Source organism: Pseudomonas sp. Nvir (genome assembly GCF_963778085.1).
Lineage (GTDB): Bacteria > Pseudomonadota > Gammaproteobacteria > Pseudomonadales > Pseudomonadaceae > Aquipseudomonas > Aquipseudomonas juntendi.
On record NZ_OY970405.1, the window covers coordinates 5006563 to 5024407 of the forward strand.

The following is a 17845-nucleotide window of genomic DNA, read 5'->3' on the forward strand; positions in this document are numbered from 1 at the left end:
GCTATATCTCTGGTACAAGAACAATAACAAGCACTGCAACTCATAATAAGAACAAGACGAAACGGCTCACGCACAATAAAAACAAGACGGCGGAGGCGCAGCTAACTGATTCTTTTGGAGAGGATGCGTGTTTGGGGCTTGCCCCACGACCAGGCAGAGAACAACAAAAACTGCACTAAAAAGCAGCGCCTGAACTGGTTGGATCAACAGATCAACGTGACATCAGCGGCCAAAGCAATCCGTTTGCTCTTTACCCCCGGTTTGGGGGTCGTCCACAAGCTTCAGGCTTTGTGGGCAGGGCACTCAACAAAAACAAAAAGCCCGGCAAAAAAATAATAAGAGCACGCAACGACACTTCTTGGGGAGCTTAGGCTCCCCTTGTCGTTTCTGCGATTCCCGCAGGCTTCCTGCTACCCGCCTACACCATTCCCTGAGTAAATGCTAGAATCCCCGCCCATCATGCGGCCATTCTCCTATTGTTGGCCGAACATTCCTTCAAACAGTGCATCCCATGCTGAAGAAGCTGTTCCAGTCGTTCCGCCCGCCCGTACCGGGCCAGCACCACAGGCGCACCACGCCTGAGGTGATCAACAAGAGCCAGCACTCGTTGCAGCGCCACCAGTTCAGCCGCCACGCGGTGAACATTGTCGAGCGCTTGCAGGCTGCCGGTTACCAGGCCTACCTGGTCGGTGGCTGCGTCCGCGACCTGATGCTGGGCATTACGCCGAAAGACTTCGACGTTGCCACCAGTGCCACCCCTGAACAGGTCCGTGCCGAGTTCCGTAATGCGCGCATCATTGGCCGCCGCTTCAAGCTGGTCCATGTGCATTTTGGCCGTGAAATCATCGAAGTCGCTACCTTCCGTGCCCCGCATTCGGAAGATGACCAGAATGACAGCCACCGTTCGTCGCATAACGCCAGTGGTCGCATCCTGCGTGACAACGTATACGGCACCCTGGAAGAAGACGCGCAGCGCCGCGACTTCACCATCAACGCCCTGTACTACGACCCGGTCAGCGAGCGCATTCTCGATTACGCCAACGGCGTGCACGATGTTCGCAACCGCCTGCTGCGGCTGATCGGCGACCCGACGCACCGCTACCAGGAAGACCCCGTGCGCATGCTGCGCGCAGTGCGCTTCGCGGCCAAGCTGGACTTCGGTATCGAGAAGCACACCTTCAAGCCGATCCGCGAACTGGCTCCACTGCTGCGCGAAATCCCGCCAGCGCGCCTGTTCGAAGAGAGCCTGAAGCTGTTCCTCTCGGGCCAAGGTGCCATCGCCTTTGAAATGCTGGTCGACCTGGAGCTGTTCGAGCCGCTGTTCCCGGCCAGTGCGCACGCGCTGGAAGAGCGCCCGACCTATACCCACACGCTCATCAGCCAGGCACTGAACAACACCGACCTACGGGTGAAGCAGGGCAAACCGGTAACGCCGGCGTTCCTGTTCGCCGCGCTGCTGTGGCCTGCCCTGCCAGCCCGCGTGCTGCATTTGCAGAGCCAGGGCGTACCCCCGATTCCGGCCATGAATGGCGCAGCCCACGACCTGATCGCCGAGCAATGCGCCCGCATCGCCATCCCCAAGCGCTTCACCCTGCCAATCCGGGAAATCTGGGACATGCAGGAGCGCCTGCCACGGCGCAGCGGCAAGCGCGCCGACATGCTGCTGGACAACCCGCGCTTCCGTGCCGGTTACGATTTCCTGCTGCTGCGTGAAAGCGCGGGCGAAGAAACCGACGACCTGGGGCAATGGTGGACCGATTACCAGGACGCCAACGACAGCGAGCGCCGCGAGATGATCCGCGACCTGGGCAACCGTGACGAAGGCAGCACTGCCGGCCCGCGTAAACGCAAGCGCAGCGGCAGCAAACGCAAGCGCGCTGGCGACGAGGCATTCGAGTGACGACGCGCGCCTACGTCGGCCTGGGCAGCAACCTGGCTGCACCGGCCGAGCAGTTGCGCAGCGCGTTGCAGGCGCTGGACCAGGTCGCGGCCACGCGCCTGGTAGCAGCCTCTGCCTTTTACACCAGCGATTCGCTGTTGCCCGGGCAGCCACGCTATACCAACGCCGTCGCGGCGCTGGACACCCAGCTGGCACCGCTGGCCTTGCTCGATGCCCTGCAAGCCATCGAGAACGACCAGGGCCGGGTGCGCGCGGAGCGCTGGGGCCCACGCACGCTGGACCTGGACATCCTGCTGTTCGGCGACCAGGTGCTCGACGAGCCCCGCTTGAAGGTGCCGCATTACCATATGCATGCCCGCCCCTTCGTACTGTACCCGCTGGCCGAGCTGGTACCGGGCGACTTCCGCCTGGCCGATGGCCGCGCCCTTGCGCAGCTGCTTGAGGCTTGCCCATTCATCGGCCTGGAGCGCTTGTAAACCGGGTGCTCCAGCCCGTTGCACCGGCCCGGTAACGCCAGTAACACCCTGATCGTAACAATGCGGTAACAGGGTGATTGACTTCCCCCACCTCGCTCACGACTATAGGCGTCCCGTGTGGCAACTGACTGCCGCATACCCGTATTTAGGCCCGGACGGACCTGTGCCCGAACATCACACGCGATGATGTGCCGCTCCGGAAGATGACTACACGCGTTGAATGCAGTCGTTTTTTACAGCGCCTGAACGAGGAATTTCCTACATGCCTGAAGTAACCCTGACCACCCTGCATGGCCTCAAGGCCAAGGGTGAAAAAATCACCATGCTGACCTGCTACGACGCGACCTTCGCCAAAGTCGCCAGCCAGGCCGGTGTTGAAGTGTTGCTGGTGGGCGACTCGCTGGGGATGGTCCTGCAGGGCCACGACAGTACCTTGCCGGTCACCACGGCCGACATGGCCTACCATACCGCCAGCGTCAAACGTGGCAATGACGGCGCGCTGATCCTGGTAGACCTGCCATTCATGGCCCACGCCACCCCGGAACAGGCGTTTGCCAACAGCGCCACGCTGATGCAGGCAGGCGCCCACATGATCAAGATCGAAGGTGCCGCCTGGCTGGCAGAAACCATTCGCCTGCTGGCTGAGCGTGGCGTACCGGTGTGTGCGCACCTGGGCCTGACCCCGCAGACCGTCAACGTACTGGGCGGCTATAAAGTGCAAGGCCGCCAGGAAGCCCAGGCCCGGCAGATGCGCGCTGATGCCATTGCCCTGGAACAGGCCGGTGCAGCCATGCTGCTGCTGGAGTGCGTACCCAGTGAACTGGCCGCGGAAATCACCAACGCGGTCGGTATTCCGGTGATCGGCATCGGCGCCGGCAGTGCCACCGATGGCCAGGTGCTGGTGCTGCACGACATGCTTGGCCTGTCGCTGAGCGGCCGGGTGCCCAAGTTCGTGAAGAACTTCATGCAGGGCCAACCGGATATCCACAGCGCCCTCGTCGCTTACGTCGAGGCCGTCAAGCAAGTCAGTTTCCCAGGCAGCGAACACGGGTTCAGTGCATGAATACAGTCAAGACCGTCCGCGAACTGCGCGCAGCAGTAGCCCGTGCCCGCGGTGAGGGCAAGCGCATCGGTTTCGTGCCGACCATGGGCAACCTGCACAGCGGCCACGCGGCCCTGGTCACCAAGGCCGCGCAGCGTGCCGATTTCGTGGTCGCCAGCATCTTCGTCAACCCGCTGCAGTTCGGTGCCAACGAAGACCTGGACAGCTACCCGCGTACCTTGGCCGCCGACCAGGAGCGCCTGCTGCAAGCCGGCTGCAACCTTTTGTTCGCACCCAGCGTGGCAGAGATGTACCCCGACGGCATGAGCGTGCAAACCCGGGTCAGTGTTCCCCAGCTTTCCGAAGGCTTGTGCGGCGCCAGCCGGCCAGGGCATTTCGAAGGTGTGGCCACCGTGGTCACCAAGCTGTTCAACATGGTCCAGCCAGACCTTGCGGTGTTCGGTGAAAAGGACTTCCAGCAACTGGCAGTGATCCGCGCCATGGTCCGCGACCTGAACATGCCGATCCAGATCATTGGCGAGCCTACCGTGCGGGCCGACGATGGCCTGGCGCTGTCGTCGCGTAATGGTTACCTCACGCCCGAGCAGCGGGCCACCGCGCCCGCGCTGTACCGTACGCTGCAGCATATCGCTTCGGCCATTGGCCGCGGGCAGCGGGACTTTGCCGCGCTGGTTGCCGAAGGGCAGGCGCAGCTGGCTGCCGCGGGTTTGCGTCCAGATTACCTGGAAGTGCGCCATGCCGTGAGCCTGCGCCCGGCAGTGATCGATGATCGCGACCTTGTGGTGATTGCGGCGGCTTACCTGGGTGACACCCGGTTGATCGACAATCTGTACCTGCACGTGGAAGAGAAAACCGCATAAAGGCCTTGGGGGCTGTTTGCAGCCCCCTCAAAATCCCCGTCCCACAGCCATTCCCAGCGCGTGACCTTTGCCTATAATGATGCAGCCTGAACCCGGCAATGACTGCCGTGTCAAAGGCCTCACCACGCATTAAGGGAACCCCGCGCAATGGCGTATTACCGTACACCCCACGATGTGACGGCGCTGCCCGCCTGGCAGGCGCTTCAGCAACACCGCGACGCCATGCAGAGCTTCAGCATGCGCGACGCCTTCGCCGCCGATGCCCAACGCTTCGACCAGTTTTCCCTTAGCGCTTGCGGCCTGTTCCTCGACTACTCGAAAAACCTGATCACCGAGCAAACCCGCGATCTGTTGGTCAATCTGGCCAACGAAGTGGGCCTGCAGGACGCTATCAAGTCGATGTTCAGTGGCGAAATCATCAACACCTCCGAAGGCCGCCCGGTGCTGCACACCGCATTGCGCCGGCCGGTTGGCGACAAACTCAGCGTCAACGGCGTGAACGTCATGCCGGAAGTGCACAAGGTACTCAACCAGATCACCGAACTGGTTGGCCGCATCCATGACGGCCTGTGGCGTGGCTACAGCGAAAAGCCGATCACCGACGTGGTCAACATCGGCATCGGCGGCTCGTTCCTCGGCCCGGAGCTGGTTTCCGAAGCCCTGCTGCCCTACGCGCAGCGCGGTGTACGCTGCCACTACCTGGCCAACATCGACGGCAGCGAGTTCCACGAACTGTCGGCCAAGCTGCGCGCCGAAACGACCCTGTTCATTGTTTCGTCGAAGTCGTTCAACACCCTCGAAACCCTGAAAAATGCCATGGCCGCGCGTACCTGGTACCTGGCCCAGGGCGGTTCGGAGGCCGAGCTGTACCGCCACTTCATTGCGGTTTCCAGCAACAAGGCTGCCGCGGTGGCCTTCGGTATCCGCGAAGAGAACATCTTCCCGATGTGGGACTGGGTGGGGGGGCGCTACTCGCTGTGGTCGGCCATCGGCCTGCCGATCGCCCTGGCCATCGGCATGGCCAACTTCAAGGAGCTGTTGTCCGGCGCCTACACCATGGACCAGCATTTCCAGACCGCGCCGTTCGACAAGAACATGCCGGTACTGCTGGCCCTGCTGGGCGTGTGGTACGGCAACTTCTGGGGCGCCAGCAGCCATGCGATCCTGCCGTACGACCACTACCTGCGCAACATCACCAAGCACCTGCAGCAGCTGGACATGGAGTCCAACGGCAAGAGCGTGCTGCAGGACGGCACCCCGGTCAAAACCGAAACCGGCCCGGTAATCTGGGGTGGCGTCGGCTGTAATGGCCAGCACGCCTACCATCAGTTGCTGCACCAAGGCACCCAGCTGATTCCGGCCGACTTCATCGTGCCGGTCGTGAGCTTCAACCCGGTCGCCGACCATCACCAGTGGCTGTACGCCAACTGCCTGTCGCAAAGCCAGGCCCTGATGCTGGGTAAAACCCGCGAAGAAGCCGAAGCCGAACTGCGTGGCAAAGGGCTGAACGAAGCAGACATCGAAAAGCTGGCCCCGCACAAGGTGATCCCGGGCAACCGCCCGAGCAACACCCTGGTGGTAGAACGCATCAGCCCACGCCGTTTGGGGGCGCTGGTGGCCATGTATGAACACAAGGTGTTCGTGCAAAGCGTGGTCTGGGGCATCAACGCCTTCGACCAGTGGGGCGTGGAGTTGGGCAAGGAGCTGGGCAAGGGCGTGTACCAGCGCCTGGTCGGCAGCCTGGACGACAGCGCCGAAGATGGTTCGACCCAAGGCCTGATCAACTACTTCCGCGGCCGTCATCGCGGGTGATCTCAGGCCTGTGCCGGCCTCTTCGCGGGCATGCCCGCGAAGAGGCCGGCACAATTTGAACACCTCTCCCAGCTACACTGTCCTATCGAATAGCCGTTGCAGTCCCTCGCCCCTTACAAGAGCAGGACCACCGCCATGTTCGATATCCGCAAATATCCCCAGGCCCTGGCCGTCAGCCAGTCCGCCGCCCTCACACCCGACGACTACCAGCGCCTTTACCGCCAGTCGGTAGAAGACCCCGACGCCTTCTGGGCCGAGCAAGCCAAGCGCCTGGACTGGATCAAGCCGTGGTCAAGCGTGCAGCAGTGCGACCTGCGCTCCGGCGAGGCCCGCTGGTTCGACGGCGCACAGCTCAACGTCAGTTACAACTGCATCGACCGCCACCTGGCCCAGCGCGCTGAGCAGACGGCCTTGCTGTGGGAAGGCGACGACCCTAAAGATGCCAAAGCCATCAGCTACCGCGAACTGCACCGCGAAGTCTGCCGCCTGGCCAACGCCCTGAAGGCGCGCGGAGTGAAGAAAGGCGACCGCGTGTGCATCTACATGCCGATGATCCCCGAAGCAGCGTTCGCCATGCTGGCCTGCACCCGCATCGGCGCTATCCATTCGGTGGTGTTCGGTGGCTTCTCGCCGGACGCCCTGCGTGATCGTCTTCTCGATGCCGACTGCCGTACGGTGATTACCGCCGATGAAGGCGTGCGCGGCGGCAAGCGTATCCCGTTGAAGCAGAACGTCGACAAAGCCCTGGCCAGTTGCCCGGCCGTCAGCAGCGTCTTCGTGGTACGCCGTACCGCAGGCGCGGTGGACTGGGCCGAGGGCCGCGACCTCTGGTACCACGAGGCAACCGAACACGCCGGCGACGACTGCGCCCCCGAGCCCATGGCAGCCGAAGACCCGCTGTTCATCCTCTACACCTCTGGCAGCACCGGCAAACCCAAGGGCGTGCTGCACACCACCGCCGGCTACCTGTTGCAGGCAACCCTGACCTTCAAGGTGGTGTTCGATTACCGCGACGGCGAAGTGTTCTGGTGCACCGCGGATGTGGGCTGGGTCACCGGGCACAGCTACATCGTCTACGGCCCATTGGCCAACGGCGCCATCTCGCTGATGTTCGAAGGGGTACCGAACTACCCAGACACCTCGCGCTTCTGGCAGGTGGTGGACAAGCACCAGGTCAATATTTTCTACACCGCGCCGACCGCGCTGCGGGCACTGATGCGCGAGGGCTCTGGGCCACTGCAGGGCACCTCGCGCAAAAGCCTGCGCCTGCTGGGCAGTGTCGGCGAGCCGATCAACCCGGAAGCCTGGGAGTGGTACTTCGAAGCGGTCGGGCAAAAGCGCTGCCCCATCGTCGACACCTGGTGGCAGACCGAAACCGGCGGCATCATGTTGACCCCCCTGCCCGGCTCGACCACGTTCAAGCCGGGCTGTGCCACCCAGCCCATGTTCGGCGTACAGCCCGCCCTGCTGGATGAAAAGGGCGAGGTGATAGACGGCCCGGGTGCCGGCCTGCTGGTGATCAAGGCCAGCTGGCCCGGGCAGATCCGCAGTGTCTATGGTGACCACCAGCGCATGGTCGACACGTACTTCAAACCCATGCCCGGTTACTACTTCACCGGCGATGGCGCCCGCCGCGACGCCGACGGCGACTACTGGATCACCGGGCGCATTGACGACGTGATCAATGTGTCAGGGCACCGTATCGGCACGGCCGAAGTGGAAAGCGCACTGGGGTTGCATGATCGCGTCGCCGAAGCCGCCGTGGTCGGCTACCCGCATGACCTCAAGGGCCAGGGCGTGTACGCCTTCGTCACGGCCATGAATGGCGTTACACCGGACGAAGCGCTCAAGGCCGAGCTACTCGCCCTGGTCAGCAAGGAAATTGGCAGTTTCGCCAAGCCCGAGCTGATCCAGTGGGCCCCGGCACTGCCCAAGACCCGCTCCGGCAAGATCATGCGGCGTATACTGCGCAAGATCGCCTGCAACGAACTGGACAACCTGGGCGATACTTCGACGCTGGCCGACCCCGCCGTGGTGCAGGACCTGATCGACAAACGCCTCAACCAGTAACCGGCGGCCGCTGCTGATGGCCGCCCTGTATCGCAGGTCGCCATGGAAGCCCTACGCCGCCGTATCGAAACCCAGGTCATGAGCCTTACCGGGCTGGCCCTCGGCCAGCTCGACCTGGAGTCCCCCAAGGGTGACCCAGGGCTGTTCGGCCCGCACAGTGTCAGTTGGCAGGTGCATGGCGATTTTCCGAGCATGCTGGTCGGCGGCATCAGCGCACTGATGCTGCAGCTATTGCATCCGCTGGCCCTGGCCGGCGTGTGGGACCACTCCAACTTCCGCGAGGACTTGCTCGGCCGCCTGCGGCGCACCAGCCAGTTCATCTCCGGTACAACCTTCGGCGCGACCGGTGATGCCGAGTGGCTGATCGAGAAAGTGCGCACCATCCACCTGCAAGTGACCGGCACTTCACCGGATGGCCGGCCCTACGCGGCCAGCGACCCAGCCTTGCTGACCTGGGTGCATGTGGCAGAGGTCAGCAGCTTTCTGGCCGCCCACTTGCGCTACCGTAACCCACACCTGCCGCGCAGCGAGCAAGATGCCTACTACAACGAAATCGCCTTGATCGCCGAGCGCCTTGGCGCCCGCGACGTACCACGCTCGTGCCAGCAGGTGGACGCCTACCTGCAAGCCATGCGCCCGCAACTGCACTGTGATGCGCGCAGCCGGGAGGTCATGCGGATTCTGCTCGACGCCCCTGCCCCCAGCCGCCTGGCTCAACCGGTGGGCAAACTGATGCTGCACGCCGGCATCGACCTGCTGCCTGGCTGGGGCCAGAGCCTGCTTGGCCTGCAGCACCGGCCCTGGCAGCAGCGCCTGATCCGCCTGGGCCTCAAACCCACGGCAGCGCTGCTGCGCTGGGCAATGCGCGACGGCTCCGCGCACCGCGCCAGGCGGCGCATGGGCATCGAGTGAGGGCAACAGGTCGCGCCTGCGGAACTGATTTAACGTGCCATACTCCAAGCACTCCTGCTCAGACCGACGAAGCGACACATGTACAAAGGATTGACTCGCGCCGCTGGCGCCATCGTGGCCCTGGTAGCCCTCTATAGCCTGCTTGGGTTCCTGATTCTTCCCGGCGTGGCACTGCGTATCGCCAATCAGCAATTGACCAAGTACGCTACCGTGCCCGCGCACCTTGAACGCATCGAACTCAACCCCTTCAGCCTTGAGCTGACCCTGTGGGGCCTGCAGCTTGGCGAGCCTGGCAAGGAGCAGGTCGGTTTCGACCGGTTGTACGCCAACCTGTCGCTCGACAGCCTGTGGAGCAAGGCCCTGCACCTGGAAGCGGTCGAGCTCGACAAGCCCCGCAACCAGGTCCTGTTCGCCAAAGACGGCACACTCAACCTGACGACGTTGTTCAAGCTGCCGCCGAGCGAAGCCAAGCCCGACGAGCCACCCAGCGACCCCTTCCCGTTGCGTATCGGCAGCATCAAGCTCAAGCAAGGCTTGCTGCACTTCCAGGACATGCGCCCGAGCGAACCCATCGAGTTCCTCTACGACAACATGAACCTGGAGCTGAAGAACCTCAGCACCTTGCCTGACGACAACGCCGACATGACCTTGGTGGCCAACGGCCCCAACGGCGGGCGCATCGACTGGAACGGCACCCTCAGCCTGTCGCCGATCGCCTCGCAAGGCACGCTGAAAGTCACCGACGCCAAGATGAAGCTGTTCTGGCCCTACGTGCGCGATGCCGTGCCCCTGGTGCTGCAGGACGGGCTGGTCAGCCTTCAGACCCAGTACAAGCTCAATCTCGCCAAGCAGACCGAGCTGCTGCTGGACAACGCCACGCTGCGGGTGGCCCCGTTCGCCATCAACGCGCCAGACGGGCGCCCGTTGGCGCGCCTGGCCAACCTGGAGGTGAGCGAGACGACCGTCGACCTGGTCAAGCAACAGGTCAGTGTGGGCAAGCTGCGCAGCGACAAGCTGGAAACCTGGGCAGCACTGGAAAAGGACGGCCAGCTCGACTGGCAGAAGCTGTTCGCCAGCCAACCGGCCAAAGCCACGCCGAAAGAAAAGGCCGAACCGGCTGCCGCCGGCCCTGCGCCTGAGCCGCAATCGGCCAACGAACCGGCCAAGCCTTGGCAGGTATTGCTCAAGGACGTGCAACTGCGCAACTACCTGGTGCACCTGGCAGATCGCAGCCAGAAAGAACCGGTAGCGCTCGATGTCGGCCCGCTAAATGTCGACCTGCAAGGCTTCGACAGCCTCAACCAGGCCCCCTTTACCCTCAAGCTCGATACCGGCGTAGGCAAGCAAGGCAAGCTGCAGGCCGCCGGCCAGGTGAACCTGGCGCCCATCCAGGCCAAGCTCGACGTCAGCACCCGCGACATCGACCTGCGCGTGGCCCAGGCCTACGTCAGCCCGTTCATCCTGCTGGAACTGCGCAGCGGCATGCTCGACAGTGACCTCCAGGTCGACCTGAAGAACACCACGCCACTGGCCTTCACGGTCACCGGCAAGGCCCAGGTCAGCCAACTGCATACGTTGGACACCATCAAGAGCCGGGACTTCGTGAAATGGCAACAGGTCAACGTAGACGGCTTGTCGTATGTGCACGGTGATGCCCTGTCGATCGACAAGGTGACCCTGCAGGAGCCCTACGCGCGCTTCATCATCAACGAAGACCGCACGACCAACGTCAATGACCTGTTGATCCCGCAACCGGCCGGCGCCAAGCCAAGCAGCCCGGCCACAACGGCCCCCGCCAGCAGCAGCAAGCCGCTGGGCATTCATATTGGCCAGGTCGACATCAAGAACGGCTCGGCCAACTTTGCCGACCTGTCCCTTACCCCCAACTTCGCCACCGCCGTGCAGCAACTCAACGGCCAGATCGGCACCATCGACAACCGCAAGCCGGTGCCTGCCAAGGTTGACGTGAAAGGCAAGGTCGACCGCTATGCCCCGGTTACCATCAAGGGCGCCCTCAACCCGTTCAACCCGCTGGCCAGCCTGGATATCGCCACCAGCTTCAAGCGCGTCGAGCTGACCACCTTGACGCCCTACTCCGGCAAATTCGCCGGCTACCGCATCCGCAAAGGCCGGCTCAACCTCGATTTGCACTACCTGATCACCAATGGCCAGCTCAAAGCCGAGAACAAGGTGGTGGTGGAGCAACTGCAGTTAGGTGAGAAAGTCGACAGCCCGGATGCAGTCGACCTGCCGATCCGCCTGGCAGTGGCGTTGTTGAAGGACACGCAAGGCAAGATCTCGATTGAGCTGCCGGTGTCGGGCGACCTCAACAACCCGCAGTTCAGCGTGATGCCGATCGTCTGGCAAACCCTGCGCAACCTGGTGCTGCGGGCAGCCCAGGCGCCCTTCAAGTTCATCGGTGGGCTGATCACTGGCGGCGGTTCGCAAGACCTGGGTAACGTCGCCTTCGCCCCCGGTTCCAGTACCCTCAGTGGCGATGCCCAGGCGGCGCTGGACAAGCTGGCTTCCGCGCTTAAAGAACGCCCGGAATTGCGCCTGGAAATCGAGGGCACCAGCGCCCAGGCCAGCGATGGCCCACTAATTGCCCAGCAACGCCTGGAACGTGAGTATCAGGCCACCTGGTACAAGATATTGCAGCGCCGCGGCGACAAGGTGCCTGCCAATGCCTCGATGCTGGTGGTCGACGACAGCGACAAACCGGCGATGCTCGAAGGCATCTACCGTACGCGCCTGAAGCAACAACCGCCGGCCGAATGGGAGCAACTTAGCCGTGACGAACGCACAGCCAAGTTGCGCGATGCGGTGATCAAGTCGTGGGCGGAGAGTACTGCGTTGTTGCGCACGCTGGGTCAGGAGCGGGCCAGCAGCATCAAGGATTACCTGGTCGACAAAGGCAAGCTGGAAGATGACCGGGTGTACTTCATCGACACCAGCCTGGGCCAGCCCGAGAAAGACGGCCGGGTGGTCACGCCAATGCATCTGGATGCTGAGTAATTAGCAAGCCTGACGCGCACCTGTGGGAGCGGCCTTGTGTCGCGAAAGGGCCGCAAAGCGGCCCCAGCAATTGATAAATCGCTGCTGAAACCCTGGGGCCGCTGCGCGGCCCTTTCGCGACACAAGGCCGCTCCCTCAGAGGCGGCTTCAGACCAACCGCTGCCCCGACACCGCCGGGTGATACAGCGGCTGCACCTTGTTCCCCGCCGGGTCCAGCAGGTGGAAGCTGCGCGCGCCATCACCATGGTTGAAAGGCCGGTCGAGCAAGGTCACCCCTCGGGCCTTGAAGTACGCATACCAGGCCTCCAGTTCCTCGACGCTGTCCACGATGAACCCGTAATGGTCCAAGGTCTGCAACCCGTTGGCAGCCCCTGCCCCGCGCCCCAGCGACATGTTGTCATTACCGCAGGTCAGGTACACCAAGTCTTCATTGGCGCGGCTCAGTACTTCCATACCCAGCACATCGACGTAAAAGCGTTCGCACTCCTCAAGGTTGGGTACCAGCAAGGCAATATGGCGCAGGCCATTCAGGCGGCCAGGGCGGGCAGGCAATTCAGACATGGCTAGGCTCCTTTTTGTATACAATTCATTATTGAATTTAAAACAAAAGGAGCACTTTGTGTATAGCCTGTTCATTAAGACCCGCGTGAAGCCCGGGTGTGCCGATGCTTTCCTAAGCGCGATCAAAGTCAATGCCGCTGCTTCGGTGGCCAGCGAGGCGGGTTGCCTGGTGTTCGATGTGTCGCAGGACAGGGTCGATCCGGATGTGATCTACCTGTATGAGATCTACCGCGATGATGCGGCGTATGAGGCGCATACCCAGACCGCCCATTTTCGAGATAGCCGGCCCCTGGTCGAGCCGCTGATCATTGAGCAGGAATGCTTCGAGAGTGGTGTGGTAGCGCGTAATCCGGCTTATTAAATAAAAGGGGCCGCGAAGCGGCCCCTACAGCATTGGGTGGCCAAATCCGTTTGGCCGACGGGACATTCCTTATTCGGCTTTCAGGCCGTCAGCCGAAACGGCCTGTACGCCTTTGATCTTCTTGGCAATGCTGACTGCCATTTCTTTCTGGGACTCAGTCACTTTCATGTCAGACGACAGCGAAACCACGCCTTTGTTGGTTTCTACCTTGATGTCGCTGCCCGGTACGCCTTTCTCGGTCATCAGGTCAGCTTTGACCTTGGTGGTGATCCAGGTATCGGAGGTAGCTTCCTTGGCTTTGGTCACCTCACCGGCCGCCAGCATCATCGGGGCCTGGGTGGTCTGTTGGGCAAAAGCCGCATTAGCCATGGTCAGGGTCAGAGCGGTAGCAGTAGCGGCAGCAATGGCGAACTTCTTCATGTGGGTCACTCCTGTTTTTCGAAAGGTCTGCGCCGTGTGTCCTGGCGTCAGGTATGAAGGTAGTTGCATGCGCTGTGCCAGGTTTTGATTTTCTATTAAAACCTTATAAATCAGTACGTTAGCGATTAGACCAAACGGCAGTAGTCATGCATTTTGCAATCTGCACCTGCAACCTGCATGCAAGATGCAAGTCCGCAAAAGGTTCCCGCCCCGGTCAAAAAAAAAGAGCCCCGAAGGGCTCTTCCATTGCTGCGTAGCGGTCGCTTAAACGCCCGAGGCCTTGGCCGCGGCTACGTCCTTGATCGACAGCTTGATACGGCCGCGGTTGTCCACGTCCAGCACCAGTACTTCAACTTCCTGGCCTTCTTTCAGGATGTCGGTGACTTTCTCGACGCGCGCATCGCTCAGCATGGAGATGTGCACCAGGCCGTCTTTGCCAGGCAGGATATTGACGAAGGCGCCGAAGTCGACGATACGCTCGACCTTGCCGACGTAGATCTTGCCGATCTCGGCCTCGGCGGTGATGCCCAGGATGCGCTGCTTGGCAGCATCTGCCGCTTCCTTGGTTTCGCCGAAGATCTTGATCGAGCCGTCGTCTTCGATGTCGATCGAAGCCTTGGTCTCTTCGCAGATGGCGCGAATGGTGGCGCCGCCTTTACCGATCACGTCACGGATCTTGTCGGTGTCGATCTTCATCGAGATCATGGTAGGCGCGTTGGCCGACAGCTCGGTACGCGACTGGCCAATGACCTGGTTCATCTGGCCGAGGATGTTCAAGCGCGCTTCCAGGGCTTGGCCTAGGGCGATTTCCATGATCTCTTCGGTGATGCCGTTGATCTTGATGTCCATCTGCAGCGCGGTGACGCCTTTGGCGGTACCGGCTACCTTGAAGTCCATGTCGCCCAGGTGGTCTTCGTCACCGAGGATGTCGGTCAGGACCGCGAACTTGTCGCCTTCCTTCACCAGGCCCATGGCGATACCGGCCACTGGCGCCTTCATCGGCACACCGGCGTCCATCAGCGCCAGCGAAGCACCGCAGACCGAAGCCATGGAGCTGGAACCGTTGGATTCGGTGATTTCCGAGACCACGCGGATGGTGTACGGGAACACGTCGGCGGCAGGCAGCATGGCCTGGACCGAACGACGGGCCAGACGGCCGTGGCCGATTTCACGACGGCCAGCGCCGCCCATGCGGCCACACTCACCTACCGAGAACGGTGGGAAGTTGTAGTGCAGCATGAAGGGGTCTTTCTTCTCGCCTTCGAGGGTGTCCAGCAGCTGGGCGTCACGGGCAGTACCCAAGGTCGCAACCACCAGGGCCTGGGTTTCACCGCGGGTGAACAGCGCCGAACCGTGGGTTTTCGGCAGCACGCCCACTTCGATGTTCAGCGGGCGAACGGTCTTGGTGTCGCGGCCGTCGATACGTGGCTTGCCGTTGACGATGTTTTCGCGAACGGTGCGGTATTCGATTTCGCCGAAGATGTCTTTTACTTCAGCAGCCGAAGGCTGGCCTTCTTCACCGGAGAACTTGGCCACCGCCTGGTCACGCAGCTCGCCCAGGCGCGCGTAGCGGTCAGCCTTGACGGTGATGGTGTAGCCTTGCGAAACCGCTTCGCCGAACTCGGCACGGATGGCGTTGAACAGCTCGGTGTTGGCCACCGCAGGTTTCCAGTCCCAGGTTGGCTTGCCCGCTTCGGCAGCCAGCTCTTTCACGGCCTGGATCACGGCCTGGAACTCGTCATGGGCGAACAGTACCGCGCCCAGCATCTGGTCTTCGGTCAGCTCCTGGGCTTCGGATTCAACCATCAGAACGGCGTCGGAAGTACCGGCAACGACCATGTCCAGGCTGGAGGCAGCCAGTTGCTCGTAAGTCGGGTTCAGCAGGTAGCCGGTGCTTTCGTGGAAGGCCACGCGCGCGGCGCCGATCGGGCCTTCGAACGGAATACCGGAAATGGCCAGGGCAGCCGAGGTACCGATCATCGCAGCGATGTCCGGGTCAGTCTTCTTGCTGGTGGAAACCACGGTGCAGACGACCTGCACTTCGTTCATGAAGCCTTCCGGGAACAGCGGGCGGATCGGACGGTCGATCAGGCGCGAGGTCAGCGTCTCTTTCTCGGAAGGACGGCCTTCACGCTTGAAGAAGCCACCTGGGATCTTGCCGGCGGCGTAGGTCTTTTCCTGGTAGTGAACCGACAGCGGGAAGAAGCCCTTGCCTGGATCAGCCTGTTTGGCGCCTACCACAGTCACCAGCACGGTGACGTCGTTATCGACGGTGACCAGCACGGCGCCGGTTGCCTGACGGGCAATACGGCCCGTTTCGAGAGTGACGGTCGATTGACCGAACTGGAAAGTCTTGATTACCGGGTTCACGGTTTCCTACCTTTTTCAGTGGCTCTTGGGGGAACTGGTTTCTTGCGAATTCTTGGGCAGAACGGGGAATCGGCCCCATTGACCGTCCAGATACAACACGAGGCTGGGAGCCTGGCCGCTGCGCGGTAAACCGCTCAGCTGAACCAGGCTGCCAACCTCGGAGATACGCGTGGCGTGCCCGACGACCCTGCTGCGAAACAGCAAAGCCGACGCCTGCGACACGCCATGCACACCACTGACCAGGCCGCTATTAGCGACGCAGGCCCAGGCGACCGATCAGGGCGCTGTAACGAGTGGTGTCTTTGCCCTTCAGGTAGTCCAGCAGCTTACGACGCTGGTTAACCATACGGATCAGACCACGACGGGAGTGGTGGTCTTTATCGTTGGCCTTGAAGTGGCCTTGCAGCTTGTTGATGTTGTGGGTCAGCAGAGCAACCTGCACTTCCGGGCTACCGGTATCGCCGGCGGCTTGCTGATATTCGGCAACGATCTTAGCTTTTTCTTCAACGCTGAGGGCCATTTGGCTTCTCCTGATAACGGATCCCGCATGCGGGGTCCAATAGGCCAGGGACAAATCCCTGTATTAATAAAAAAGGTGTGACCGTGCCTACTGACAGCCACCCTTGCTGCCGTGGGGTTCGGCAATTGCCTGGCCCCGCGGTTTCGGTCATTCCGACCGAATAAGCCGACGTGGCGCGATGCGCCCGTCTTCGCTCACTTCACCGATACCGATGAAGCGCGCATTATGATCCTGTACCCGGACCATGCCAAATTGTGGCGCGTCCGGCGCGCGTACCGCCTGCCCATGCAGCCAGTAGAACGCACTGTGTTCGGACAGGCTGACCATTGGCCAGTCCTGCAGGCCGCTGTCCGAGGGCATCAGGAAGCGGTCCAGCGCTTCGTTGCCGCCTTCGGCGTGAGCCTGTTCGAGCGCTTCGAGGGTCACCGTCTGTTCCAGCGCGAAGGGCCCGGCCTGGGTCCTGCGCAGCTCGGCAACATAGGCGCCGCAGCCAAGGGCCTCACCAATATCCTCCACCAGGGTGCGGATATAGGTGCCTTTGCTGCAACCTACGCTCAACCGGGCACGGGTGCCTTCGCACTCGAGCAACTCCAAGCGGCCAATAGTAACAGAACGCGCCTCGCGCTCCACTACCTCTCCTGCACGTGCCAGCTTGTACAGCGGCTGGCCATCACGCTTGAGTGCCGAGTACATCGGCGGTATCTGGCTGATGGGGCCGCGAAAACGCGGCAGCACCGCCTCGATATCGGCGCGACCAACGGTCACCTCACGGGTCTGCAGAACCTCACCTTCGGCGTCGCCGGTGTTGGTAGTCTGCCCCAGCTGCATGACCGTTTCGTAGCCCTTGTCGGAGTCGAGCAGGTACTGCGAAAACTTGGTCGCCTCGCCAAAGCACAACGGCAGCACGCCGGTTGCCAGCGGGTCGAGGCTACCGGTGTGGCCGGCCTTTTCCGCATTCAGCAGCCAGCGTACTTTCTGCAGGGCGGCATTGGAGGTGAAGCCCAGCGGCTTGTCCAGCAGGATGATGCCGCTGACGTTGCGGCGGATACGTTTGACCTGGGCCACCGCTTACTCCTTGGTGTCCGGCTCGTCGGCTTCCTTGTGCATGCGGTCTTCGGCCACTGCACGCTCGATCAGCGCCGACAGGTGCACACCGCGGCTGACACTTTCATCGAAGTGGAAGTGCAGTTGCGGCACGCTGCGCAGTTGCATCGAACGCCCCAGGTGCAGGCGCAGGAAGCTGGCAGCGCTGTTGAGTGCCTTGAGCGACTGCTGCACGGCGTCCGGGGTTTCTTCGCCCATGACGGTGATGAACACCTTGGCATGGCCCAGGTCGCGGCTCACGTCCACGGCGGTGATGGTCACCAGGCCGACACGCGGGTCCTTGACTTCGCGACGGATCAGCTCGGCCAGCTCGCGCTGCATCTGATCGCCAATACGTTGGGTACGGCTATATTCTTTGGCCATTCTTGCTACCTGTAACTTAGAGCGGCAAACGCCCGGGC

Annotated in this window: 15 protein-coding genes; 9 read left to right on the forward strand and 6 right to left on the reverse strand. The window is 62.1% G+C overall.

The window, feature by feature from the left end; all coding sequences use genetic code 11:
* The first annotated feature begins 511 nt into the window (after positions 1-511).
* The 8 genes from AACG97_RS24015 to AACG97_RS24050 all read left to right on the forward strand — a co-directional run bounded on the left by AACG97_RS24015 (position 512) and on the right by AACG97_RS24050 (position 12108).
* Complete coding sequence (locus AACG97_RS24015; RefSeq protein WP_182367182.1) at positions 512-1900, forward strand: polynucleotide adenylyltransferase PcnB; 1389 nt, start codon at positions 512-514, stop codon at positions 1898-1900.
* Positions 1897-2376, forward strand: coding sequence for a 2-amino-4-hydroxy-6-hydroxymethyldihydropteridine diphosphokinase (gene folK, locus AACG97_RS24020; protein ID WP_009685364.1), 480 nt, complete (start codon positions 1897-1899; stop codon positions 2374-2376). Before AACG97_RS24015 ends, folK begins: the two co-directional genes overlap by 4 nt.
* A gap of 262 nt (positions 2377-2638) precedes the next feature.
* On the forward strand, positions 2639-3439 hold the full coding sequence (gene panB / locus AACG97_RS24025; RefSeq protein ID WP_009685363.1) for a 3-methyl-2-oxobutanoate hydroxymethyltransferase: 801 nt from the start codon (positions 2639-2641) through the stop codon (positions 3437-3439).
* Positions 3436-4299 carry a pantoate--beta-alanine ligase gene (gene panC, locus AACG97_RS24030; RefSeq protein ID WP_009685362.1) on the forward strand — a complete coding sequence of 288 codons (864 nt, stop codon included), beginning with the start codon at positions 3436-3438 and terminating at the stop codon, positions 4297-4299. The genes panB and panC overlap by 4 nt, the downstream gene beginning before the upstream one ends.
* Positions 4300-4446: 147 nt before the next feature.
* A complete protein-coding gene (gene pgi, locus AACG97_RS24035; protein WP_009685361.1) occupies positions 4447-6111 on the forward strand; it encodes a glucose-6-phosphate isomerase in 1665 nt (554 codons plus the stop codon).
* A gap of 135 nt (positions 6112-6246) precedes the next feature.
* The gene (gene acs, locus AACG97_RS24040) at positions 6247-8181 is read left to right on the forward strand and encodes an acetate--CoA ligase (protein WP_197886623.1); all 1935 of its coding nucleotides are present in this window, start codon (positions 6247-6249) and stop codon (positions 8179-8181) included.
* Positions 8182-8223: 42 nt separating this feature from the next.
* Positions 8224-9093, forward strand: a complete 870-nt coding sequence (locus tag AACG97_RS24045) for an oxygenase MpaB family protein (RefSeq protein WP_144189273.1) — start codon at positions 8224-8226, stop codon at positions 9091-9093.
* 78 nt (positions 9094-9171) lie between these two features.
* The gene (locus tag AACG97_RS24050; RefSeq protein WP_225785917.1) at positions 9172-12108 is read left to right on the forward strand and encodes a DUF748 domain-containing protein; all 2937 of its coding nucleotides are present in this window, start codon (positions 9172-9174) and stop codon (positions 12106-12108) included.
* 147 nt (positions 12109-12255) lie between these two features.
* On the opposite strand, the gene AACG97_RS24055 is transcribed toward AACG97_RS24050, so the two are convergent.
* Complete coding sequence (locus AACG97_RS24055; protein ID WP_029886580.1) at positions 12256-12669, reverse strand: VOC family protein; 414 nt, start codon at positions 12667-12669, stop codon at positions 12256-12258.
* Between the two features lie 58 nt (positions 12670-12727).
* Between AACG97_RS24055 and AACG97_RS24060 the strand changes: the two genes are divergently transcribed.
* Positions 12728-13030: a putative quinol monooxygenase gene (locus AACG97_RS24060; protein WP_009685356.1), complete on the forward strand. Its 303-nt coding sequence runs from the start codon at positions 12728-12730 to the stop codon at positions 13028-13030.
* Positions 13031-13099: 69 nt separating this feature from the next.
* On the opposite strand, the gene AACG97_RS24065 is transcribed toward AACG97_RS24060, so the two are convergent.
* The 5 genes from AACG97_RS24065 to rbfA form a co-directional block, all read right to left on the reverse strand.
* Positions 13100-13450, reverse strand: a complete 351-nt coding sequence (locus tag AACG97_RS24065; protein ID WP_009685355.1) for a BON domain-containing protein — start codon at positions 13448-13450, stop codon at positions 13100-13102.
* Between the two features lie 264 nt (positions 13451-13714).
* Positions 13715-15820 carry a polyribonucleotide nucleotidyltransferase gene (gene pnp, locus AACG97_RS24070; RefSeq protein WP_009685354.1) on the reverse strand — a complete coding sequence of 702 codons (2106 nt, stop codon included), beginning with the start codon at positions 15818-15820 and terminating at the stop codon, positions 13715-13717.
* A gap of 250 nt (positions 15821-16070) precedes the next feature.
* Positions 16071-16340 carry a 30S ribosomal protein S15 gene (rpsO, locus tag AACG97_RS24075; protein WP_009685353.1) on the reverse strand — a complete coding sequence of 90 codons (270 nt, stop codon included), beginning with the start codon at positions 16338-16340 and terminating at the stop codon, positions 16071-16073.
* Positions 16341-16487: 147 nt separating this feature from the next.
* Positions 16488-17405: a tRNA pseudouridine(55) synthase TruB gene (gene truB / locus AACG97_RS24080; protein ID WP_197885927.1), complete on the reverse strand. Its 918-nt coding sequence runs from the start codon at positions 17403-17405 to the stop codon at positions 16488-16490.
* Between the two features lie 3 nt (positions 17406-17408).
* Positions 17409-17807 carry a 30S ribosome-binding factor RbfA gene (rbfA, locus tag AACG97_RS24085; protein WP_009685351.1) on the reverse strand — a complete coding sequence of 133 codons (399 nt, stop codon included), beginning with the start codon at positions 17805-17807 and terminating at the stop codon, positions 17409-17411.
* Positions 17808-17845 lie beyond the last annotated feature (38 nt).